At 69.2% G+C, this 20,581-nt stretch carries 21 protein-coding genes, 3 tRNA genes and 1 pseudogene; 19 read left to right on the top strand and 6 right to left on the bottom strand.

Annotated features, from left to right (window positions below; all coding sequences use genetic code 11):
- The first annotated feature begins 56 nt into the window (after positions 1 to 56).
- The 12 genes from NUV94_03435 (at position 57) to NUV94_03380 (ending at position 10,519) form a co-directional block, all read left to right on the top strand.
- Positions 57 to 132: transfer RNA gene (locus NUV94_03435), tRNA-Thr, on the top strand.
- Positions 133 to 198: 66 nt separating this feature from the next.
- Positions 199 to 1,074: a pyridoxal 5'-phosphate synthase lyase subunit PdxS gene (pdxS, locus tag NUV94_03430; protein ID MCR4391836.1), complete on the top strand. Its 876-nt coding sequence runs from the start codon at positions 199 to 201 to the stop codon at positions 1,072 to 1,074.
- A gap of 46 nt (positions 1,075 to 1,120) precedes the next feature.
- Positions 1,121 to 1,633, top strand: coding sequence for a pyridoxal 5'-phosphate synthase glutaminase subunit PdxT (gene pdxT, locus NUV94_03425; GenBank protein MCR4391835.1), 513 nt, complete (start codon positions 1,121 to 1,123; stop codon positions 1,631 to 1,633).
- Complete coding sequence (locus tag NUV94_03420; protein MCR4391834.1) at positions 1,611 to 2,696, top strand: type I glyceraldehyde-3-phosphate dehydrogenase; 1,086 nt, start codon at positions 1,611 to 1,613, stop codon at positions 2,694 to 2,696. Before pdxT ends, NUV94_03420 begins: the two co-directional genes overlap by 23 nt.
- 25 nt (positions 2,697 to 2,721) lie before the next feature.
- Entirely contained in the window at positions 2,722 to 3,426 is a 705-nt protein-coding gene (locus tag NUV94_03415; protein MCR4391833.1) for a double zinc ribbon domain-containing protein, read from the top strand.
- Positions 3,427 to 4,029 (top strand): MBL fold metallo-hydrolase, encoded by a 603-nt coding sequence (locus NUV94_03410; GenBank protein MCR4391832.1) that lies wholly within the window; start codon positions 3,427 to 3,429, stop codon positions 4,027 to 4,029.
- Positions 4,016 to 5,719: a DNA primase gene (gene dnaG, locus NUV94_03405; GenBank protein MCR4391831.1), complete on the top strand. Its 1,704-nt coding sequence runs from the start codon at positions 4,016 to 4,018 to the stop codon at positions 5,717 to 5,719. The genes NUV94_03410 and dnaG overlap by 14 nt, the downstream gene beginning before the upstream one ends.
- A 2-nt stretch (positions 5,720 to 5,721) precedes the next feature.
- Entirely contained in the window at positions 5,722 to 6,786 is a 1,065-nt protein-coding gene (locus NUV94_03400) for a sigma-70 family RNA polymerase sigma factor (protein MCR4391830.1), read from the top strand.
- Between the two features lie 66 nt (positions 6,787 to 6,852).
- The gene (miaA, locus tag NUV94_03395) at positions 6,853 to 7,764 is read left to right on the top strand and encodes a tRNA (adenosine(37)-N6)-dimethylallyltransferase MiaA (protein ID MCR4391829.1); all 912 of its coding nucleotides are present in this window, start codon (positions 6,853 to 6,855) and stop codon (positions 7,762 to 7,764) included.
- On the top strand, positions 7,748 to 9,319 hold the full coding sequence (locus NUV94_03390) for an NAD(P)H-hydrate dehydratase (GenBank protein ID MCR4391828.1): 1,572 nt from the start codon (positions 7,748 to 7,750) through the stop codon (positions 9,317 to 9,319). The genes miaA and NUV94_03390 overlap by 17 nt, the downstream gene beginning before the upstream one ends.
- Positions 9,320 to 9,401: 82 nt before the next feature.
- A complete protein-coding gene (locus tag NUV94_03385; protein ID MCR4391827.1) occupies positions 9,402 to 9,755 on the top strand; it encodes a hypothetical protein in 354 nt (117 codons plus the stop codon).
- Positions 9,752 to 10,519, top strand: coding sequence for a TatD family hydrolase (locus NUV94_03380; protein ID MCR4391826.1), 768 nt, complete (start codon positions 9,752 to 9,754; stop codon positions 10,517 to 10,519). Before NUV94_03385 ends, NUV94_03380 begins: the two co-directional genes overlap by 4 nt.
- A gap of 77 nt (positions 10,520 to 10,596) precedes the next feature.
- Here NUV94_03380 and NUV94_03375 read toward each other — a convergent pair whose 3' ends face one another.
- Complete coding sequence (locus tag NUV94_03375; GenBank protein ID MCR4391825.1) at positions 10,597 to 11,115, bottom strand: hypothetical protein; 519 nt, start codon at positions 11,113 to 11,115, stop codon at positions 10,597 to 10,599.
- A gap of 189 nt (positions 11,116 to 11,304) precedes the next feature.
- Between NUV94_03375 and NUV94_03370 the strand changes: the two genes are divergently transcribed.
- From NUV94_03370 to NUV94_03340, 7 genes and pseudogenes are all read left to right on the top strand, one after another.
- Positions 11,305 to 12,717 (top strand): sensor domain-containing diguanylate cyclase, encoded by a 1,413-nt coding sequence (locus NUV94_03370; GenBank protein MCR4391824.1) that lies wholly within the window; start codon positions 11,305 to 11,307, stop codon positions 12,715 to 12,717.
- A gap of 18 nt (positions 12,718 to 12,735) precedes the next feature.
- Positions 12,736 to 13,698, top strand: a pseudogene (locus NUV94_03365) (NFACT family protein).
- A 120-nt stretch (positions 13,699 to 13,818) separates the two neighbouring features.
- On the top strand, positions 13,819 to 14,202 hold the full coding sequence (locus tag NUV94_03360; GenBank protein ID MCR4391823.1) for an NFACT RNA binding domain-containing protein: 384 nt from the start codon (positions 13,819 to 13,821) through the stop codon (positions 14,200 to 14,202).
- A complete protein-coding gene (locus NUV94_03355) occupies positions 14,199 to 14,864 on the top strand; it encodes a site-2 protease family protein (protein ID MCR4391822.1) in 666 nt (221 codons plus the stop codon). The genes NUV94_03360 and NUV94_03355 overlap by 4 nt, the downstream gene beginning before the upstream one ends.
- A 35-nt stretch (positions 14,865 to 14,899) precedes the next feature.
- Positions 14,900 to 15,988, top strand: coding sequence for a hypothetical protein (locus NUV94_03350; protein MCR4391821.1), 1,089 nt, complete (start codon positions 14,900 to 14,902; stop codon positions 15,986 to 15,988).
- Positions 15,989 to 15,990: 2 nt separating this feature from the next.
- Positions 15,991 to 16,575 (top strand): ATP-dependent Clp protease proteolytic subunit, encoded by a 585-nt coding sequence (locus NUV94_03345; protein MCR4391820.1) that lies wholly within the window; start codon positions 15,991 to 15,993, stop codon positions 16,573 to 16,575.
- A 379-nt stretch (positions 16,576 to 16,954) separates the two neighbouring features.
- Positions 16,955 to 17,611: an ABATE domain-containing protein gene (locus NUV94_03340; protein MCR4391819.1), complete on the top strand. Its 657-nt coding sequence runs from the start codon at positions 16,955 to 16,957 to the stop codon at positions 17,609 to 17,611.
- A gap of 7 nt (positions 17,612 to 17,618) precedes the next feature.
- Here NUV94_03340 and NUV94_03335 read toward each other — a convergent pair.
- From NUV94_03335 to sucD, 5 genes are all read right to left on the bottom strand, one after another.
- Positions 17,619 to 17,691, bottom strand: a tRNA-Arg gene (locus NUV94_03335).
- Positions 17,692 to 17,694: 3 nt separating this feature from the next.
- Positions 17,695 to 17,778, bottom strand: a tRNA-Ser gene (locus NUV94_03330).
- A gap of 48 nt (positions 17,779 to 17,826) precedes the next feature.
- Positions 17,827 to 18,657, bottom strand: a complete 831-nt coding sequence (locus NUV94_03325) for a DMT family transporter (protein ID MCR4391818.1) — start codon at positions 18,655 to 18,657, stop codon at positions 17,827 to 17,829.
- Positions 18,657 to 19,745: a redox-regulated ATPase YchF gene (gene ychF, locus NUV94_03320; protein MCR4391817.1), complete on the bottom strand. Its 1,089-nt coding sequence runs from the start codon at positions 19,743 to 19,745 to the stop codon at positions 18,657 to 18,659. The genes NUV94_03325 and ychF overlap by 1 nt, the downstream gene beginning before the upstream one ends.
- Positions 19,742 to 20,581: succinate--CoA ligase subunit alpha (gene sucD / locus NUV94_03315; GenBank protein ID MCR4391816.1), on the bottom strand; the 840-nt coding region annotated here is incomplete at its 5' end. The genes ychF and sucD, both read right to left, overlap by 4 nt.

Below are 20,581 nucleotides of genomic sequence, written 5' to 3'. Positions count from 1 at the left end.
ATGGAGCCGTCTAGGACTAAGATTCCCGCCGGAACCAAGTTTGGTCGGCTTCTCAAGCCGGCGTAGCTCAGCAGGCAGAGCAGCGGTTTCGTAAACCGCAGGCCGGAGGTTCGATCCCTCCCGCCGGCTCCAGGGTGCGGGGAGGTTACCACTCGCTATAATGATCTGCGCAAGCTTTTTTCGCGCGAGGTGGGGGCGATGGAGAAGGGCACCTATCGGGTGAAAACGGGGTTCGCCGAGATGTTCAAGGGCGGGGTCATCATGGACGTCACCACCGCCGAACAGGCGCGTGTCGCGGAGGAGGCGGGGGCGGTGGCGGTGATGGCCCTGGAGCGGGTCCCGGCGGACATCCGGGCCGCAGGGGGCGTGGCCCGCATGGCCGACCCCAAGAAGATCAAGGAGATCCAGGCCGCGGTGTCCATCCCGGTCATGGCCAAATGCCGGATCGGCCACATCGCCGAGGCCAGGATCCTCGAGGCCCTCGGGGTGGACTTCATCGACGAGAGCGAGGTCCTCACCCCAGCCGATCCGTTCCACCACATCGACAAGTGGCAGTTCCAGGTCCCGTTCGTATGCGGGTGCCGGGACCTGGGTGAGGCCGCCCGCAGGATCTCCGAGGGGGCGGCGATGATCCGCACCAAGGGCGAGGCCGGGACCGGAAACGTGGTGGAGGCCGTGCGCCACATGCGAGTCCTGAACGACCAGATCCGGCGCCTGTCCGGCATGTCCCGCGCCGAGCTTGTCAGCTACGGCAAGGAGCTCGGGGCCCCGGTGGAGGTACTGGAGTCCATCCAGGAGCAGGGGCGGCTTCCGGTGGTCAACTTCGCCGCCGGCGGGATCGCCACCCCGGCCGACGCGGCGTTGATGCGCCTGCTCGGGGCGGATGGCGTATTCGTGGGCTCGGGGATCTTCAAGAGCGAGAACCCGGAGAAGCGGGCCCGGGCGATCGTGCTCGCCTGCGCCCACTACGACGATCCGCAGCTCCTGGCCGAGGTCTCGGCTGGGCTCGGCGAGGCCATGCCTGGGCTCGCCATCGAGGAGATCCCCGAGCGGGAGCTCATGCAGCATCGATGACGATCGGGGTCCTTGCGGTTCAGGGCACGTCCGGGAGCACCTCCGCGTGCTCGATCGCCTTGGCGCCACAGGACGGCCCGTCCTGCGCCCGGAGCATCTGCACGGCCTTGCCGGCATCGTCCTCCCGGGCGGGGAGCCCACGGCGATGTGGCGGATCATGGCCCGGGACGGGCTCGCCGAGCCACTGGGACAGGCTCTGCGAGAGGGGCTCCCGGCGTTCGGGACCTGCGCGGGGATGGTGCTCCTGGCCCGCGAGATCACGAACTGGCCTGAACGGTTCTTCGGGGTCATCGACATCGCCGTGGAACGCAATGCCACTGGCCGCCAAGTGGACTCGTTCGCGACGGTGGTGTCCGCCGATGGGCTTGGTGACGTCCCGGCCGTGTTCATCCGCGCCCCGCTCGTGCGCCGGGTGGGCAGCGGCGTGGAGGTGCTGGCGCGGCTGGGCGACCAGCCGGTGATGGTCCGGCAAGGGAGCTTGCTCGCCCCAAGCTTCCGTCCGGAGCTGACCGGCGACGTGCCGGTAGGAAGGAGGAATTGTGGTCAAGGTAGCCATTAACGGGTTTGGGCGGATCGGGCGAGTCTTCACCCGCATCGCGGCGAAAGACCCAGCGGTGGAGATCGTGGCCGTGAACGATCTCGCGTTCTTCGACAAGAAAAAGGGCGGAGTGGACGGCACATGGGCAGCGTACCTCCTGCGCTGGGATACGGTGTACGGCCGGTATGACCTCCCGGTGGGCTTGGCGGGGAACGCCCTTAAGATCGGGGGCAAGTCGGTCCAGCTCCTGGCCGAGGCCGACCCGGCGAAGCTCCCGTGGAAGGTGCTCGGGGTGGACGTGGTGGTCGAGGCCACCGGCGTGTTCCGTGACCCGGAGAAGGCCGGGGCCCACCTCAAGGCCGGGGCGAAGAAGGTGCTCATCACCGCCCCGCCCCGCGGCGAGGAGAGCGCGGAGGTCCTCCAGATCCTGTGGCGCGTGAATGAGGGTCAATACCTGGACCGGGGGAAGCCGGACATCGTGTCTGCCGCGTCCTGTACCACCAACTCCCTCGGCCCGGTGGTGAAGGTCCTTCACGAGTCGTTCGGAATTGAATACGGGTTCCTGACCACGGTGCACGGGTACACCGCCGACCAGCGGCTGGTGGACGCGGCCCACTCCGACCTCGCCCGGGCGCGGGCGGCGGCGGCGAACATCATCCCCACCTCCACCGGGGCCGCCCGGTCCATCCCCGCCATCTTCCCCGACCTCGCCGGCAAGTTGGACGGGATCGCGATGCGCGTCCCGGTGCCGTGCGGTTCGGTGTCGGACTTCGTGGCCAAGCTCAAGCGGCCGCTCCCCAGCTCCAGCTCCAACCCCAAAGAGGCGATGAAGGAAGCCCTGAGGGCCCTCAACGACACGTTCCGCGAGAAGGCCAAGGGCCCGCTGGGCGAGGTCATGGAGGTGGACGAAGACCCGATCGTCTCGAGCGACGTCATCGCCCGCGACCGTTCTTGCGTCGTGGCCGTCGCCTACAACATGGTCCTGTCCAAGGCCCTCGACGTGGTGAAGGTTGTCGCCTTCTACGACAACGAGTGGGGCTACGCGGCGAGGCTCTTGGATGTCGCCAAGTTCATCGTCTCCTAAGGCTTCGCCGATCGCGGCGGGACTGGTGGGGCTCCTGTTCCGGCCCCGGTGCTTCCTGTGCGACGGACCGGTGACAGGGTTGTCTCCCCTGTGTGGGGCGTGCCTGGCCGACCTCCCCCGCTGGGGGGGCGCGGTGTGCGCCGTGTGCGGGGTGGGGATCGCGGAGGGGGTTGACCTGTGCCGCGCGTGCGCGGTGGAAGGGCGGTTGTATGCGTGGGCGCGGTCGCTGGGGCCGTATGAGGGAGGCCTGCGGGTGCTGGTACGGGCCCTGAAGTACGAGGGCGAGCGGGCGCTGGCCCGTCCATTGGGACAGCTCGTAGCCGGTCTGGTTGCGGACCGTGAAGACCAGGGTTTGTCGGCGTCCTCCGCGGTGAAAGCAGTGACGTGTGTTCCCCCGGACCCGGCGCGGCTGCGGGCCCGGGGGTACCACGCGGCGGAACTCATCGCTCGGGAGATAGCTCGGGCCCTCAGCCTCCCGTTCCGCAGCCTCCTCGTCAAGGTCCGCTCCACCCCGCCCCAGGTGGGTCGGCCGCGGGAGGAACGTGAACGGACCATGCACGATCTCTTCCGGGCCCGCCGCTTGGGGCACGGGGAAGGCGTCCTTCTCGTGGACGACGTGATCACCACCGGGGCCACCGTCGCCGAGGCCGTGCGTGCCCTCCAGATCGCAGGGTTCGGCGATGTGGGGGTCCTGGCCTGTGCCCAAGCCTTGTCCGGGTGGGAGGGCTGAATGGAGTTCCGCCGGTTCGTGGTCGGTCCCCTGTACACCAACGCTTACCTGATCCTGGCGGACGGGGAGGCGGCGCTGGTGGACCCCGGGGATGACCATCCCCAACTCCGGCAAGCCCTGGCGGGGTGCACGCTCCGCTACGTGCTCCTCACCCATGGCCACTTCGACCACGCCGACGCCGCCGAGCTCGTCCAGGCCCGCACCGGGGCCCCCATCCTCTACCACCCCGACGAGCAGGCCACGTTCTGGGCGATGGGCCGAAAACCTCCGCCTCTAGCCCGGCCACTCCAGGACGGGGATCGCCTGCCCCTCGGCCGGGAGGAGCTCGTGGTGTGGCACCTGCCCGGGCACTCCCCGGGCTCGGTGGCCTATCTCTGGGAACGGGGGCGGGTGGCGCTTGTGGGGGACGTCCTGTTCGCCGGTTCGGTGGGCCGGTCCGACCTCCCCGGCGGGTCATGGGAGGCCCTCGGTCGGTCCCTGGCCCGCCTGCTTGGGCTTGGGGACGGGTGGCGAATCCTCCCCGGCCACGGTCCGGAGACCGACCTCGCCACGGAACGGGAGCGGAACCCGTACCTTCAGGAGCCGAACGATGGCAAGCCCTGAGGTGGACGAGGTCAAGGCGCGGGTGAACATCGTGGACCTGATCGGCCGTTACATCACCCTGAAGCCGGCCGGCCAGCGGTTCAAGGGACGATGTCCGTTCCATCCCGACGACACCCCATCCCTCATGGTGTCCCCGGACAAGGGCCTCTGGCACTGCTTTGGCTGCAACGTGGGCGGGGATGCGATCGGGTTCCTGATGCGCATCGAGCGCTTGTCCTTCCCCGAGGCCCTCGCCCGTCTCGCCCAGGAAGCGGGGGTGGAGCTGCGGGGAGGGGAGGGGAAGGCCAAGCTCTACCGGGCGAGCGAAGAGGTGGCTGGCTACTTCGCCCGGGAGCTCCTCGGCCCGCGAGGGGCAAAAGCCCGCGACCACTTGGTCGGACGGGGGATCGGGAAGGACCTGTGGCAGAGGTACCGGTTGGGGTACGCCCCGGACGGGTGGGACAACCTCATCCGGGCCCTGGGGCGGATGGGCCTCGAGGTGCTGCGGGACCTGGGCCTGGTGGTGGCCGGGGAGCGGGGCTACTACGACCGGTTTCGCGATCGGGTGATGTTCACCATCCACGACGACCAAGGCCGGCCGGTGGCGTTCGCCGGGCGCAGCTTCTCCGGGGAGCCCAAGTACCTGAACGTCCCGAATACCCCGCTCTTCACCAAGGGCACGCTCCTCTACGGGCTCGACTCGGCCAAGGACGCCATCCGCCGCCGGGCACGGGTGGTGCTCGTCGAGGGCTACACCGACGTCATCAGCTTCCAGACGGCGGGGATCGAGGAGACGGTGGGCTCCATGGGCACCGCGCTCACCGAGGCCCAGGCCCGGCTCATGGCCCGGTACACGGACCGGGTGGTGATCGCCTACGACCGGGACGCGGCCGGGGAGAGCTCCACGTTGCGGGGCCTGGCCATCCTGCGCGGGGCCGGGCTGCAGGTGGAGGTGGCCACCCTCCCCCCGGGAGAGGACCCGGACACTCTCGTGCGGAGGCACGGAGTGGATGCCGCCCACGCGGTGATGGCCGAGGCCCGCCCGTTCCATCGGTTCTTCCTGGAATCCCTGGCCGAGCGGCATGACCTGGCCACCATCGAGGGCAAGGAGGCAGCGTTGGCCGAGGCCAAGGGGTTGTGGTCGGAGGTTAAAAAGAGCCTCCCGCTCGAGCACGAGCTAACGTACGGGTTGGCCGATCTCCTCTCCCTCCCCGAGGAGGAGGTGCGGGCGTTCCTGCGCGGCCGGGGCCGGCCAACCCCGCGGACGACGGAGCGCGGCGCGGGGCTGGGCCCGGAGGAATTGGTGTTACATTTTCTCATCGCGGGAAAGCTTCCTGACAAGGCCATCGTCGACCTTGAAATCCAAGATTTCCGCCCGGAATATCGTCCCATCGTGGAGAAGTGGTGGGAGCTCCGGCGGGTGGGGGGGACGCCGACGGCGGCAGGGCTGGCCGGTGAGCTCGACCCCGAGCATGTGGGCCACCTGACGCGGCTGGCCCTTCTGGAGCTGTCCTTTTCCGACGAGGACCGAGCGATGGAGGACGCCCTGGTCCGGTTCGTGTACCTCCCCCGCTTGAGCCGACGGATGGACGAGGTGCGGGCTCGTCTCAAGGCCGCCGAGGCGGCCGGGGATGGGGAGGAAGTCCGCCGGCTCAACATGCAGTTCCAGACGCTTTGCCAGGAGCGGCTTCGGCTCCTGCGGAGGCGGTGATGATGCCCGACGATCTCGAGGTCGGCCCCCCCGAGCAGCGGGAAGGGGCGATGGCCGAACCGGCGGACGAGGAACTGGCCGAGGTGTTGCCGTTCCTCGTCGAGCTGGCTGAGGCAGAACCGGAGGAGGAACCGGAGGAGCGGGGCCGCGATCCGGTGCGGACCTACCTCCGGGAGATCGGCCGGGTCCCCCTCCTCACCAAGGAGGAGGAGGTGGAGCTGGCCCAACGGATCGAGGCCGGCCGGGAGGCGGCGGCGGAGCTGGCGCGGGAGAAGAACATCCCCCCGGCGCGACGGGCGGAGCTGGAGCGGCAGGCCCAGGACGGGGAGGCGGCCCGGGAGCGACTGGCCGTGTCCAACCTACGCCTGGTGGTGTCCATCGCCAAGCGCTACATGCACCGGGGGCTCTCGTTCCTCGACCTCATCCAAGAGGGAAACATGGGCCTGATGCGGGCGGTGGAGAAGTTCGACTGGCGGAAAGGGTACAAGTTCTCCACCTACGCCACGTGGTGGATCCGCCAGGCCATCACCCGGGCCATCGCCGACCAGGCCCGGACGATCCGCATCCCGGTGCACACCATCGAAGCCGTGCAGGAACTGCATCGGCTGCGGCGGGAGTACATCCGCCAACACGGCTCTCCCCCCACCTACGAGGAGCTGGCCGAGCTCCTCGGCACGAGCGTGGACCGGGTGAAGAAGATCGAGCAGGTCGCCGCCCATACGACCTCGCTGGAGCGGCCGCTTTCGGACGAGGACGACGAAACGCTCGGGGACTTCATCGCCGACGATTCCGCTCCTTCCCCGGCCCGAGAGGCGCTGCGGGCCAAGCTCCGCGAGGAGCTCAAGAAGGCCCTGGTCGATCTCGATCCCCGAGAGCGGGAGATCCTGGAGCTCAGGTACGGGCTCCTCGACGGCCACCCCCGCACGCTGAAGGAGGTGGCCACCCAGTTCGAGATCACCCGGGAACGGGTCCGCCAGCTCGAGCTCAAGGCTCTGGAGAAGCTGAAGTACCCGGCCCGCCAACGGTCCCTGCGCTACCTGCGGGGGCTCCTTCTCTCGGAGGAGTGAACGCCACCCCGGCAAAGTCGCCGCATGTTCACCGAGACGCCGTCGGCTCTTGAGGCCAGGAGGACGGTGCTGTTGCTCGTGGGCCCGACCGCGGTCGGGAAGTCCGCGGTGGCGGCGTGGGTGGCGGAGCGGGCCGGGGCCGAGGTCATCTCCGCCGACGCCCGGACCATCTTCCGCGATCTCGCCGTGGGCACGGACCGGCCGCCCCCGGAGGTCCTGGCCCGCGTGCCACACCATCTGGTGGGCATGCTCGACCCGAGTGCCCGCTACGACGCGGCCATGTTCCGCCGGGATTGCGAGCGGATCGTGTCCGAGATCCACGCCCGGGGGCGGCGGGCGATCGTCGTCGGGGGGAGCACCCTCTACGTGCGGGCCCTGACCCGGGGCCTGTTCCCCGGGCCCCCGGGCGACCCCGCCCTGCGGAGGGAGCTGGCGCAGCGGCCGATCGAGGAGCTGCGGGCTGAGCTCGTGCGGGCGGACCCGGAGGCGGCGCGGCGCATCCACCCTGGGGACCGGGTGCGCCTGGTGCGGGCCCTGGAGGTGTACCGCAAGACCGGTCGCCCCATTTCCTCGTTCTGGGGCCAGGAGGCCCCGTTTCCATGGCCCCTGGTCAAGGTGGGGCTGGTGCTCGACCGGCGGGAGGTGCATCAGCGGATCGAGGCCCGGGTAGAACGGATGTTCGCCCAGGGGCTGGTGGGCGAGGCGCGACGGCTGTGGGAGCGCGGGGCCCCTCCGGAATCCCAGGTCGCCCGCACCATCGGGTACCGGGAGCTGTTCCAGCACTTTGCAGGGGAGTTCGACCTCGCGGAGGCCAAGCGCCGCATCGTCCGGTCTACCCGGGCCTACGCCCGACGGCAGCTGACATGGTTCCGGGCCGAGGAGGGCGTGCACTGGATCGACGTCACCGGACGAACCGTCGCCGACGTGGGCGGGGAGGTGGTGCGCCTTTGGCGCGACCGAGATGGCCATCTACAATGAGCCCGTGCTGAAGGTGTTTTCTGGTGAGGTTATCCGCGCGGTGGACCGCCGGGCGGAGGAGCTGGGGGTGTCGTCCCTGCTCCTCATGGAGTCCGCCGGGCGGGGGGCGGCGGAGGAGATGCGGCGGTGGTGGCCGGAGCTCCATGGGAAGCGGGTTGTGGCCGTGTGCGGCCGGGGGGGCAACGGCGGGGACGCCCTGTGCGCCCTCCGCTGGCTCGGGCTGTGGGGGGCGGAACCGCATGCGCTCGTCCTCGGTGAGCCCACCGGGTCGGCGGCGGAGGAGATGCGGGCATTCGCCGCCTCGTTTCCTGAGGGGCTAACCGTGGTGAACACTGCCCAGGACTTGGGTTCTGCAATGCCGCAGTTAGAGCGGGCCGATTTGGTTCTCGATGGGATCCTAGGGGTGGGGTTGGCGGGGCCGGCGCGGGGGCTTCCCCGGACGGCGATCGAGCTCCTCCGCGAGGTCAAGGCGCCCGTGGTAGCGATGGATGTTCCGTCTGGCCTCCTCGCGGACAGCGGGGCGATCCCGGGGCCGGCGGTACGGGCCGACCTGACCTTGGCCATGGGGGCGCTGAAGGCCTGCCATCTCCTGCCGCCAGCGGCGGAGCGGTGCGGGGAGGTGCGCGTGGTGGAGGTGGCCTATCCCCCGGCGGCGTGGGAGGGGATCGCGCCGGTGGCGGAGGTCATCTCTGCCGCGCTCTGTACCTCGTTCCTCCCGCCGCGGCCTCGCCACGGCCACAAGGGCACGTTCGGCCGGGTCCTGATCGTCGGGGGAGCGGTGGGGATGTCCGGGGCGGCGGCCCTGGCCGCGCAAGGGGCGTTGCGGGCTGGGGCGGGGCTGGTGCACGTCCTGTGCCCGGAACCGATCTATCCGATCGTGGCCGGGCTCGTCCCCGAGGCCCTGGTCCACTTCGCCCCGGCGGGGGCGGACGGGATGTTCGCCCCGGAAGCGGCCGAGGAGGCCCTGCGATGGGCGGAGGGGATGGACGTGATCGTGGTGGGGCCGGGCCTCGGCCGGGGACCGGGGCCGGCGGAGGTGGTGCGGGCCCTCATCACCGCCCAGGCATCACGGCTGGTAGTGGATGCCGATGGCCTCTACGCCCTGGCCCAGGCGCCCAAGCTCCTCGCCAAGAAACATGGGGAGCTCGTGCTTACGCCCCACCCGGGCGAGTTCGCCCGCCTGGTGGGGAAGGACGCGGACCAAGTGGTGGCCGACAAGATCCGGTGGGCGCGGGAAGCTGCCCGCAACTTCCAGGCGGTGGTGGCCCTGAAAGGGCCACCCACCGCCATCGCTTCCCCAGACGGAGACGTGTATCTCAACATCACCGGGAATACCGCCCTCGCCCACGGAGGCTCCGGGGACGTGTTGGCCGGGGCGATCGGCGGCCTGTGGGCGGGCGGGGCGAGCCCGCTCGGCGCGGCCGTGGTCGGAACCTACGTGCACGGCCGGGCCGCGGAGCTCCTCACCCACGGCCGCTCCCCCCGCGCCGTTCTCCCCACCGACCTCCTCCGTGCCCTCGGCCAAGCCTTCCACACCGTTGAACGGAAACCCTGAGTGAACGGACATGGGGAGCCATCCTACAGCCGAGATCAGGTGCGCCAGTTGCCGAAAGGAGATCCTCAACCCGCACGAACTCATGGTCGTCGTCTTCTATTGCGTACGCCTCGCGCCCTACTGCCATGACTGCTACGCGGAGCTACACAAGCGCCTTTGGTTCCAGTGGTATCCGCGCCTGCCCCTCAACCACAGTGACGCACGGCTTCGCCTGGCCACTCTGGTCGTCGGCCTCTACCTCGGCGCGATGTCCTGGGTGTTCGCCCGATTCTGGAACGCCGTCCAGGCACCAAGGTGGCTGACCGTGTTGGTTGCCCTCGGCCTCCCCGCAGCTGGCGTTCTCTTCGCGTGGTACCTGCGCTGGCAGAGCTGGATCCGCTTTGAGCGCCCCCTGCAGAGCAAGTGGTTTCGCGATCTCATGGGACGGGACCATTGAGACTGTTCGACACCCACGCCCACCTCGACTTCTCCCAGTTCGGGGAGGACCGCGACCAGGTCCTGCGCACGCTCCGCCAGGAGAGCGTGGCCGTCCTCAACGTCGGGACAGACCTCCGATCCTCGGCAGCATCCCTGGACTTGGCGCGAAAACACTCGTTCGTCTTCGCCTCCTGCGGGGTCCATCCTCACGATGCCAAGACCTTTGGAGCGGAGACCGAGCGGCGCCTGGAGGGGCTCCTGCGGGCGGGGGCCGTGGCCGTGGGGGAGTGCGGGCTGGACTTCTACCGCGACCTCTCGCCCCGGGACGTCCAGGTGCGGGCCTTCCGGTCCCAGCTCCGCCTGGCCAGGAAGCTCGACCTCCCGGTGATCCTCCACCAGCGGGCAGCGTGGGACGCGTTCCGGGAGGTGCTTTCTGAGGAGGGGCCGGTACGGGGGGTGGTCCACGCCTTCTCCGGGGACGAGGCGATGGCGGTACAGGTGGTCCGGCTCGGCCTCTACATCGGGATCGGGGGCCCGCTCACCTATGCCAAGAACGAGGGGCTGCGCCGGGCGATGGCCCGGGTGCCGCTCGATCGGGTGCTTCTGGAGACCGACGCCCCGTACCTCCCGCCAGAGCCGTTGCGCGGCCAGCGCAACGACCCGCTCAAGGTGCGGCTGGTCGCGGTGCGCCTGGCCGAGCTCCACCGGCAGCCGCTGGAGGTGATCGCCGCCGTCACCTGGGCCAATGCGTGCGATCTGTTTGCGGTGTTCCCACCGTTCTGAATCCCTCCCCAGCCGCCATCGAGGACGTGAGCCCAAGGGAACAGGTCTTCGCCTGGCGAGGCGCGAGAGATGCGCGTCTATCCAGCGAGCCACGGGGTGAGGCCCACCAGGATCCAGGCGATCAGGAACAGCGTGGGAACGAGGGGTACCATCAGCCGGGCTGCGCCGCGGGCAAACCAGCCCAGGCGCGCCACCTCGGGGCACCACTCGTCGAAATGGAGCGTGGTCGTGGGCGTACGCACCGGCTGCCCTTTGAGAAGCCGCAGCGCGCTGCGGTGGAACTCAGCCCCGGCAAACTCCCCCTCCAACTGGCGCAGGAGCCCTTGCCAGTGGGCGGCCTCGCGTCCGAGGCGGTGCTGGATGGCCAGCCAGTATGCACCCACCCCAACGCCGATCACCGCCAGCGCTGTGGTGAGGTACCGCCACTCCTCCAGCCACGCCGCGCGGCTCACGTACGCAGCCAAAGCAAGCAGGATGGTGTTGGCGATCAGGCATGCCCCACCCACGCCCCAATAGACGCGCTCTTTGCTCGCCGCCGTCAGACTCACCGCTTGGCACACGGCCAACCACTCCTGCAGCTCCAACTCCACCCCCACCTCGAGAAAAGGTCAATAAATCGTAGAAGAGAAGATCTCGATGCCCAAGGAACCGGTTCAACGAAACCGAGGACATTCGTCTTGAAACCTGCACCTTGGCATGCCGCTGCCCCTCGGGCGGTGGTTGGCGTCAGGGGTGACGCCGCCCTAGAATTGGAATAGAGGCGGGTGGGGCTTTTAGGGGCGGCCATGAACATTGGATTGTATAGACAACAAGGCGAGGCGAGCCCCGACACGAGATCTGGCACAGACCCGGTGGAGCGGCCTGTCCAGGCGGTGGTGGAGGCCCTTGCCGATGCGGTGCTCCGGCAAACGCCGTTCCGGCGGGTTGTGGTCAGCCTCTACGAGCAGCCGATCACCGCCTCCGCGTCCTCCCAATCGCGTGTCCGCGCCTATGCAGCACAGGGCCTCACCACCGCTGATGCGGCCGTGCTCCAGCGGTTTGTGGCCGAAGGCGGCACCGTCAGCGGTGCCCGGTTCGCCCCCGAGTTCCGGGTTGGGGGCTCGTACGACATCCGTGCCGGTTCCGACGACATTCAGCCCCGTGTGACCAGCCGGCGCCGGTTCCTGTGCCCCGACGGTTGGCATCCAAACGATCTGCTTCTTACCCCGATGGAATCGGAAGATGGGATCCTCGGGGTGATCTCGGTGGACGACCCCCGGGATGGGGCCAAGCCCGACCGCCCTTGTTTGCAAGTTCTCCAGGATTTGGCGCGGATGGGCGTGACCGCCCTTCAACATGCGCAGCTCCTTCAGGAAATGGCTGAGCAGCACGAGTTGTTCCGCATCCTGGCGGAGAACTGCATGGCCGGATTCCTCGTGACCCAAGGGGACCGCCTCTGCTACGCCAACGAGCGGGCGGTGGAGCTGTTCGGCTACTCCCGCGATGAACTCCTCGCCATGCGCCCGTGGTGGCAGATCCTCCATCCCGACGAGCGCGCCTCCGTGGTGGGGGGCGACGCCGGCGTGCGGCGGGCGGGGGTCCGAGCCCGCGCCGTGCGCAAGGATACGAGCACGGTCTGGCTCCTCGTGCGCACCTACCCCATGGAGTACCAGCGCCGTCAGGCGCACCTGGTGGACCTGTGGGACATCACCGACCAGGTGCAAACCGAGGGGATGCTCAAGCAGAAGGCGATGCGCGACCCGCTCACCGGCCTCTTTAACCGCCACTACTTCGACGAGAGCATCCACGGCGAGCTGAAGCGCTCCCAGCGCTACGGCCGCTCGTTCACGCTGCTGATGGCCGACCTGCGCGGGTTCAAACGGGTCAACGACCGCCTCGGCCATGCCAAGGGGGACGAGGTGCTCCGGGAGATCGCCCACGTGATCCGCAAGACACTGCGGGAAAGCGACTGGGTGATCCGCTATGGAGGCGATGAGTTCCTGATCGTCCTCCCGGAGACCCCGTCCCCGGTGGACGCCGTCGTCCAGCGCCTGCGGACCGCGGTCGAGGAGTGGAACCGCGAGCACCTGCCGGACATACCCTTGACCATCGACGTGGGCTGGGTGACGTGGTCCCTGGAGAGCCGCCAATCGATCCGCGAGCTCTTGGAGGCCGCCGACGCCCGGATGTACGAGGACAAACAGAAGCGGACTTCTTAAACGCACCCGCAAAGAACTATGGAGGGGATCGAGCTCCGCAAGGCCATGGAGGAAGCGCGGGAGTTGGTGGGGGCGCGGCTTGCCAAGGTCCACCAGGTGGGGAACGCGTTCTTCCTGCGCGTCTTCCGCCCGAGCGGGGCCCTCGCCCTCGACCTCGGGGGCAAGGCGTTCCACCGCACCGCCCTCCGCCCGCCCGCGCCACCTACACCGCCCCCGTTCTGTCAGTTCCTGCGCAAGCTCGCCGGCCAGCCCTTGATCGCCATCGATCAGGCCGGGTTAGACCGCGTGGTGCGCCTCCGGTTCCCCGAAGCCGACCTCGTCCTGGACCTCCGCCCCCGCCTGGGGAACCTGTTCTACCTCGGCCGAGCCGGCCGGGTCGCCTCCTTCCGGGATGGCGACCTCCAACCGGTGGAATTCGTGTCCGAGGGCGACCCCCTGCAGGGGCTGGGTCCGGAGCTCCGCCGGGCCGCGGTTGCCCTGGGCCATGCCCAATCCGACGCGGAACTGGCCGTGTTCGCGGGCGGCCTCCTCGCCAGGCCGCCAGCCGGATACCTGTACCAAGCCGAGCGCGGGATCCTGGTAAGCTTCTTCCCCAGGCCCGACCTGGGTGAAGCCCGATTCAGCTTTCCCACGTTCTGGCAGGCTCTGGACCGCGCCCTCGAGGACCGCCTCGCCACCGCCGTGGCCGAGGAGCGACGGGACCTGGTGGAGCGGGCCATCCGCCGCCGCAAACGGGCCCTGGCCGCCCTGGCCAAGGCCGAACGGGAGGCGATCCGGTGGCCGGAGCTCAAGGCCAAGGCCGACCTCATCTTGACCCGCCTCTCCGAAATCCCTCCGGGCATCCCCGAGGTGGAGGTGGACGGGTTCGATGGGCAGCCGGTGCGTCTGGCCCTCGATCCGACGCTGCCCCCGCTCGCCTACGCCCAGGCCCAGTACCGCAAGGCAGGGAAGCTCCGCCGCCGGCTCGAGCACATCCCGAACCGACGGTGCGCGCTCGAGGAGGAACTGGCGCGCTTGGAGGACCTGGCGTCCCTCCTCACCACCCGCCCCGAGCTCGCCCCGTACCTCGAAGGAGACCTGGCCGCCCTCGGCGATACACGCGTGGAACCCACGCCGAACAAGGCGGAGGCGCCAACTCAGCCCAGGGAATTCCTGATCGGCGGGTTCACCGTGATCGTGGGCCGGTCGGCGGGGGAGAACGATCGCCTCGTGCGGACCGCCCAGCCTGACGACATCTGGCTCCACGCCCGCGGGGTGCCCGGAGCCCACGTCCTCGTCCGCTCAGGCGGGCGTCCTGTGCCGGAGGCGGTGCTCAGGCGGGCCGCGGAATTGGCAGCCTGGCATTCCCGGGCCCGGGGTGAGCGCAAGGTGGAGGTGAGCTACACTGAGGCCCGGTACCTGCGAAAGCCCAAGGGCGCCCCAGCGGGGGCGGTGGCGGTGCGGAAGGAGAACGTCGTCGTGGTACCCGGAGAGAAGGGCCCATGACCGAACTCATCCACGGGATCATGTCCGTGGCGGCTCTCCTGGTGTGCGTGATCCCCCACGAGGTGGCCCACGGCTACGTGGCGTGGAGGCTCGGGGACCCCACGGCCAAGGCCGCTGGGCGCCTCTCCCTGAACCCCCTCCGCCACCTCGACCCCATCGGGTCCGTGCTCCTCCCGCTGGCCTTGCTGCTCTTGCGCCGGCTCAGCGGGTTCCCGATCGTGTTCGGCTGGGCCAAGCCGGTGCCCATCAATCCGTACTACTTCCGGAACACGTGGCGGGACATGTTGTGGGTGGGGCTGGCCGGCCCGGCCACCAACGTGGCCATGGCCCTGGTCGCCGCCGGGATCGGCCGAGCTCTCGTGGCGGCCGGGGTGCGGGTACCGTGGCTGCTGGCGTTCCTCGCCCTGATCGTGCTCCTGTCCCTGGTCCTGGCCCTGTTCAACCTGGTGCCGGTGCCGCCCCTCGATGGCTCCCGCATTCTCGCCTACTTCCTCCCCCCGCGGTGGAGGTTCAACCTCCTCCGGCTGGAACAGGTGGGGATCCTCATCGTGGTCGTCCTCCTGTTCCTGGGGGTGCTCGAATACGTGTTTCTGGGCGCGGAGACGGTGGCGCTGCACCTGATCGGGGTGGGCTGGGCTCTCCTCTCCGGATTGTGGCGGTGATGGGGTATACTCCTTGCGCCGTGGGCGACCAAAACGTGCAACTCGAACGGAATGGGCACGAGATCACCCTTTCCATCGACGTCCCTAAAGAGGCCGTACAAACGAAGGAGCAAGAGCTCCTCCGTGCCCTCGCCCGGGAGGTGAAAGTCCCCGGCTTCCGCCCGGGGAAGGCCCCCACGGATCTTCTCCTGCGCCACTACGGAGAGGACACGTTCCGGGCGGAGCTCAAGGAAGCCCTGATCCGGGAGTGGCTCGCCCGAACGCTGGAGGCGATGGCCCTCCATCCCGTGACCACACCGCGAGTGGAGACGGTGGCGTTCACGCGCGGAGGGCATTTGGCATTTCGCGCCAAGTTCGAGGTGTTGCCGGAGGTGGTGGTCCCGGACGAGCTCCCGATCGAGGTCGCCGAGCCCCCACCGGCCGAGGTGAACGAGGAGGAGCTGGCCGCGGTCCTCGCCGACCTCCGGCGGGAGGCAGCGGTGCTCGAGCCGAAGACCGGCCCGGCCGAGGAAGGCGACGTGGTCCACATCCGGCGCGGCGATCGTGTCTGGGAAGGAGAGGCCTCCGCTGCCCGCCCCATCGGCAAACAGCTTCTGGGCGCCACTCCGGGCGCGCGGGTGATCCTGACCGATGAAGGCGGCCAGAGCGAGGAGTTCGAGGTGACCGCGGTGTACCGAGTGCTCCTTCCCTCTCCGGAAGAAGCGGCCAGCCACTACGGGTTCGCTTCGTGGGACGCGTTCCGGGAGGAGGTCCGCGCGGAACTCCTGCGCCAAGCGGAGGCGCGGCGTCGCCACGAGCAGCGGGTGAACGCCCTGGACGCCCTCGCCGACGCAGTGAACGTGGATGTCCCACCCGGTCTCCTCCAGGAGGTATTGGCCGAGGAGATCGGACGACTCCGGGGAAACGCGGCCCTGCGGCCGGAGGTGGAGGCGGCGGTGCGCCGGAGACTCCGCCGGGAGATCCTGGCCCGTCGGTTGGCCGAGCAAAAGGGGCTTCTCCCGAGCGAGGAGGAGGTAAAAACACGCGCGCGCGAGGGCGGGGAGGAGGAAGCCGCGGTGCGGGGACGGCTGTTGTTCGAGCGGGCAGCGGATTGGATCATCGAGCGTGCAAGGAGGTCACGATGAAGATGCAGCTTATACCCACGGTGATCGTGCAGGAGCACGGGATCATGTACGCCCACGACATCTACTCCCGGCTCCTCAAGGACCGCATCGTGTTCCTGGGCGCCCCCATTGACGACCATGTGGCGAACACGGTGATCGCCCAGCTCCTGTTCTTGGAGTCGGAGGACCCGGAGAAGGACGTGAGCCTGTACATCAACACCCCTGGGGGCGAAGTTACGGCAGGGCTAGCCATCTACGACACGATACAGTACCTGAAGTGTTCGGTGCGTACGATCTGCGTGGGCATGGCCGCGTCGATGGGGGCGGTGCTGCTGGCAGCCGGGACGAGGGGCAAGCGTTATGCCCTGCCCAACGCCAAGATCCTCATCCATCAGCCTTGGGGCGGAGTCCAGGGGCAGGCCATCGACCTCAAAATCCGCGCCGAGGAGATCATGCGCACCCGGGATCAGATCAACGCCATCCTCGCTCGCCACACCGGGCAGCCGATGGAGAAGATCGAGCGGGACACGGACCGGGACTACTTCATGTCCGCCGAAGAGGCCAAGGCCTACGGCCTCGTGGACGAGATCATCACCGTCCGCCGGTAGTGGGAAGGGGAGGGCATCCTGGACCTCGGCGTCACCGCGTCCAGGGTCAACCGATACACCCATGCCCTTGGGCATTACAATCGGGTCATGGCCAAGAAAGCGAAGCAAAAGCCGACGAGCCTCTGGCGCCGTCTTCGTGCGGTACTGACACGGCGGCGCCGGCCTCACCGAAAGAAGTAGTGGCCGACGCGGCCACGCAAGAAGGGCACCCCGTCCCCCGCTGGGAGGGGCCTCAAAGGAGCTGGGGTGGATCTCTCCACCCTCCTCTCACCCGCCCGGTTGGGGGCCGCCCGACCGCCAACCTGATCGGCTTGACGGTGCCTTTCTAACCGCCTATTATAACCTATCAAGCCGCTTTCGCAAGTTAGAGGAGACGGCGATGGCCATCACCGAACGTTCTGCCGGCAGGCTGAAGCTGATCGGGGGCGAGCTGTGCCTGGACTTCGCGAACACGGTGGACTGGCACGCAAGCGACCACCCGCGGGAGTTCCTCACCTCCTATGCCGACCTCGTGGCGTGGGGCCAGCACGTGGGGATCCTGACCGCCCAAGAGGCGGAGGCCCTCCTCCGTGAGGCATCCCGGCGGCCGGCCGAGGCCGCGGCCGTCCTCGAGCGGGCGATCGCCCTGCGGGAAGCGATCTACCGGATCTTCTCCGCGGTGGCGGCGGGAACCCCCCCGGCGGCCTCCGACCTGGACATCCTGAACGCCGCCCTCAGGGAAGCGCTGACCCACATGCAGATCGAGCCCGCCCCGGACGGCTTCGCCTGGGCTTGGGCCGAGGCCGAGGCCGCCCTCGCGCGGGTGTTGTGGCCGGTGGCCCGGTCGGCGGGGGAACTCCTGACCTCCGCCGAGCTCGGCCGGGTGAGGAGGTGTGCCGATCAGGACTGTGGGTGGTTGTTCCTGGACAGGAGCCGGAACCGCAGCCGCCGCTGGTGCGACATGAAGGACTGCGGCAACCGCGCCAAGGCCCGCCGCCACTACCACCAGGTGAAGAAGTCACCAGAACCCACGATAAGCGAAACCCCGGTTTCGTAAAAGAAAATACGCCCGGCAGGATTTGAACCTGCGACCTCTGGCTCCGCAGGCCAGCGCTCTATCCTCTGAGCTACGGGCGCGGGCGGAGGGACGGGGATTCGAACCCCGAAGGCCGTGAGGCCGTACCGGTTTTCGAGACCGGCTCCTTACCGTTCGGACATCCCTCCCCGGCGATTATCGCCCGTCGCAAGGGGGGCGTCAACGCGAACACGCGTTCAGGAACGCTGGGAGAGGATGCCGAGAAAGACGAGGCCTGCCCCCACGAGCTGCCATGGCGCGAGCACCTCCCCGAGGAGCCACCACCCGAAGATACCGGCGAACACCGGCTCCATCGCCAGCACGATCGCCGCCCGCGCCGCCGGGATCCGCCGCTCCGCCCACGCGAGGACGTAGTAGGCCCCGGTGGTGGCCAGGGCCCCGGTGACGGCGAGCGCGCCCCACACACCGCGGGAGAACGCGAACGTCGGCTCGCGCCACGTCCAGGCCCCGACGAGCGAGAGCAGCGCCACCACCCCGAGCTGGGGAGGGAGGAGGGCCTGCCAATCCCCAGCCCGGACATACCGCTCCAGGAGCACCATGTACAGGGCGAACGACACCGCGCACAGGAAGGTCAGGAAATCCCCGAACCCGGTGGCCCCGAGGGGATCTCCCCCGCCCAGGGTGAGGAGGGCGACCCCGGCCCCGGCCAACCCCACCCCGAGCCAGGTCCGCGCGGCGGGCCGACTTCCGAACAGCCACGCCACCGGTGGCACCAGCACCACCGCCATCCCCGAGATGAGCCCCGACTTTTGGGCCGTGGTGTACGTGAGCCCCCACGTTTGGAAGAAGTACCCGGCGAACAGCGCCATCCCGAGCACTCCACCCCCGGTCCAGTTCCGCCGCGACCACGCCTCCCCGCGCCGAAGCAAGGGCGCGGCGAGCAAGGTGGCGAACAGGAACCGCAGTGTGAGAAACCAAAACGGACCGACCTCGCGGAGGGCATCCTTGACCAAGGCGAACGTCCACCCCCAGACCACGGTGGCGAGGAGAAGGGCGAGGGTGGCCATCAGGCGCAGATGAAGTGGATCACGTCCCCATCCTGGACGATGTAGTCCCGCCCCGCCCGCTGGACCTTGCCCCTCTCCCTAAGGGCACGTTCCGATCCGAGGGCGAGAAGGTCGTCGAGCCGCATCACCTCGGCAAGCACGAACCGGTCACGGAAGTCGGTATGGATGGCGGCACCGGCGTCCGGGGCCTTCGCCCCCTGGGGGACCGTCCACGCCCGCACCTCCGGCCCCTCCACGGTGTAGAACGTGATCACGGAAAGGAGCGTGTACGCAGCCCGCACCAGGCGCACCAGGGCCGATTCGGTCAGGCCGTACTCGGCGAGGAACGCCCGCCGCTCCCCCTCGTCCGAACACGCCTCGGCCACCTCGGCCTCGAGGCGGCCGCGGACGACCACCCATCCCGCCCCCGTCTCCCGGGCGACCGCGGCCACCTCCTGGGAGTGCTCGTTTTCGCCGGCGTCGCCGACGTTGGCCACGTACAAGACGGGTTTCGCCGTGAGGGGGGCGAGGTCCCTCACCAGGGCCAGCTCGTCCGTGGAGAGGTCGAGGTTGCGGATCGGGGTCCCGGCCCCCACTGCGGCGATCAGCCGCTCCAGGAGCGCGAGCTGGGCCCGGGCCGTCTTGTCCCCGACCCTCGCCACCTTGCTCAGCCGCTCCCGCCGTCGGTCCAGGGTCTCCAGGTCCTTGAGCAGAAGCTCGGCCTCCACGATCTCGATGTCGCGGCGGACGTCCACGGTTCCGGTGGGGTGCGCCACCTCCGGGTCCTCGAAGCACCGCACCACGTGGAGGATGGCATCCACCCCGCGGATCTCCGCCAGGAACTGGTTCCCCAGGCCCTCGCCATGGGCCGCCCCCTGCACGAGCCCGGCAATGTCCACCACCTCGATCGTGGTGGGGACCTTCCTCTTCACCGGGAACAGGGCGTGGAGTCGGTCCAGGCGCTCGTCGGGCACCGCGGCCACCCCGTGGTTGGGGTCGATGGTGCAGAACGGATAGGCCTCGACCTTCGCCCCGGCCGCGGTCAGGGCGTTGAAGATCGTGGACTTGCCGGCGTTGGGCAGGCCCACCAGCCCGAAGCTTCGGCTCACCGGAGAGCCTCCTTTACCAAGGTCGCCACTTGGGCCGGGGTACGGGCCACGGGGATGCCCTTCTTCTCCAGCCGCTCCGCCTTGGCCTGGGCCGTGCCCTCGCTCCCGGTGATGATCGCCCCGGCATGACCCATCCGCTTCCCCGGCGGGGCGGAGAACCCCGCGATGTACGCGACCACCGGCTTTTCCATGTGCTCGGCCACGTACTCCGCTGCCTCCTCCTCGGCGTTTCCCCCGATCTCCCCCACCAGCACGACGAGCTCCGTCTGAGGATCCTCCTCGAACAGGGGGAGGAGGTCGGTAAAGGAGCTCCCGATGATGGGGTCGCCGCCGATCCCCACCACCGTGGACTGGCCAAACCCGCTGGAGCTGAGGTGGTGGGCGATCTCATAGGTCAGGGTGCCGGAGCGGGACACGATCCCCACCGGGCCGGGCCGGAACACGGCGCTGGGGATGACCCCGACCTTCGCCTTGCCCGGGGAGATGATCCCGGGGCAATTGGGACCGATCAGCCGTACCGGATACCCCTTGAGGAGGTGGTAGGCGCGGAGCATGGCGTGGAGGGGGATCCCCTCCGTGATGGCCACGATGAGGGGGATCCCGGCCGCTGCGGCCTCGAGCATGGCATCGGGGGCGAACGCGGCGGGGACGAACAGGACCGAGGCGTCCACCCGATGCCGCTCCACCGCTTCGGCCGCGGAACCATAAACCGGGATCCCATCAAGTGTTTGCCCGCCCTTGCCCGGGGTGACCCCAGCCACCACCTTCGTCCCGTAGGCCACCATCTGCCGGGTGTGGAACGCCCCCTCGCTCCCGGTGATCCCCTGGACCAGCAC

It is taken from the genome of Candidatus Acetothermia bacterium (assembly GCA_024653305.1).
In the GTDB taxonomy this organism is placed as follows: domain Bacteria; phylum Bipolaricaulota; class Bipolaricaulia; order Bipolaricaulales; family Bipolaricaulaceae; genus JACIWI01.
This window is presented reverse-complemented; position numbering and strand designations above follow the sequence as displayed.

Excerpts from the sequence above, each read along its gene's own strand:
- NUV94_03400 (MCR4391830.1), top strand. The coding sequence starts at position 5,722 with ATGCCCGACGATCTCGAGGTCGGCCCCCCCGAGCAGCGGGAAGGGGCG.
- NUV94_03370 (MCR4391824.1), top strand. The coding sequence starts at position 11,305 with ATGAACATTGGATTGTATAGACAACAAGGCGAGGCGAGCCCCGACACG.
- NUV94_03355 (MCR4391822.1), top strand. The coding sequence starts at position 14,199 with ATGACCGAACTCATCCACGGGATCATGTCCGTGGCGGCTCTCCTGGTG.
- pdxS (MCR4391836.1), top strand. The coding sequence starts at position 199 with ATGGAGAAGGGCACCTATCGGGTGAAAACGGGGTTCGCCGAGATGTTC.
- NUV94_03390 (MCR4391828.1), top strand. The coding sequence starts at position 7,748 with ATGGCCATCTACAATGAGCCCGTGCTGAAGGTGTTTTCTGGTGAGGTT.
- NUV94_03345 (MCR4391820.1), top strand. The coding sequence starts at position 15,991 with ATGCAGCTTATACCCACGGTGATCGTGCAGGAGCACGGGATCATGTAC.
- NUV94_03410 (MCR4391832.1), top strand. The coding sequence starts at position 3,427 with ATGGAGTTCCGCCGGTTCGTGGTCGGTCCCCTGTACACCAACGCTTAC.
- NUV94_03325 (MCR4391818.1), bottom strand. The coding sequence starts at position 18,657 with ATGGCCACCCTCGCCCTTCTCCTCGCCACCGTGGTCTGGGGGTGGACG.
- NUV94_03385 (MCR4391827.1), top strand. The coding sequence starts at position 9,402 with ATGGTCGTCGTCTTCTATTGCGTACGCCTCGCGCCCTACTGCCATGAC.
- NUV94_03340 (MCR4391819.1), top strand. The coding sequence starts at position 16,955 with ATGGCCATCACCGAACGTTCTGCCGGCAGGCTGAAGCTGATCGGGGGC.
- dnaG (MCR4391831.1), top strand. The coding sequence starts at position 4,016 with ATGGCAAGCCCTGAGGTGGACGAGGTCAAGGCGCGGGTGAACATCGTG.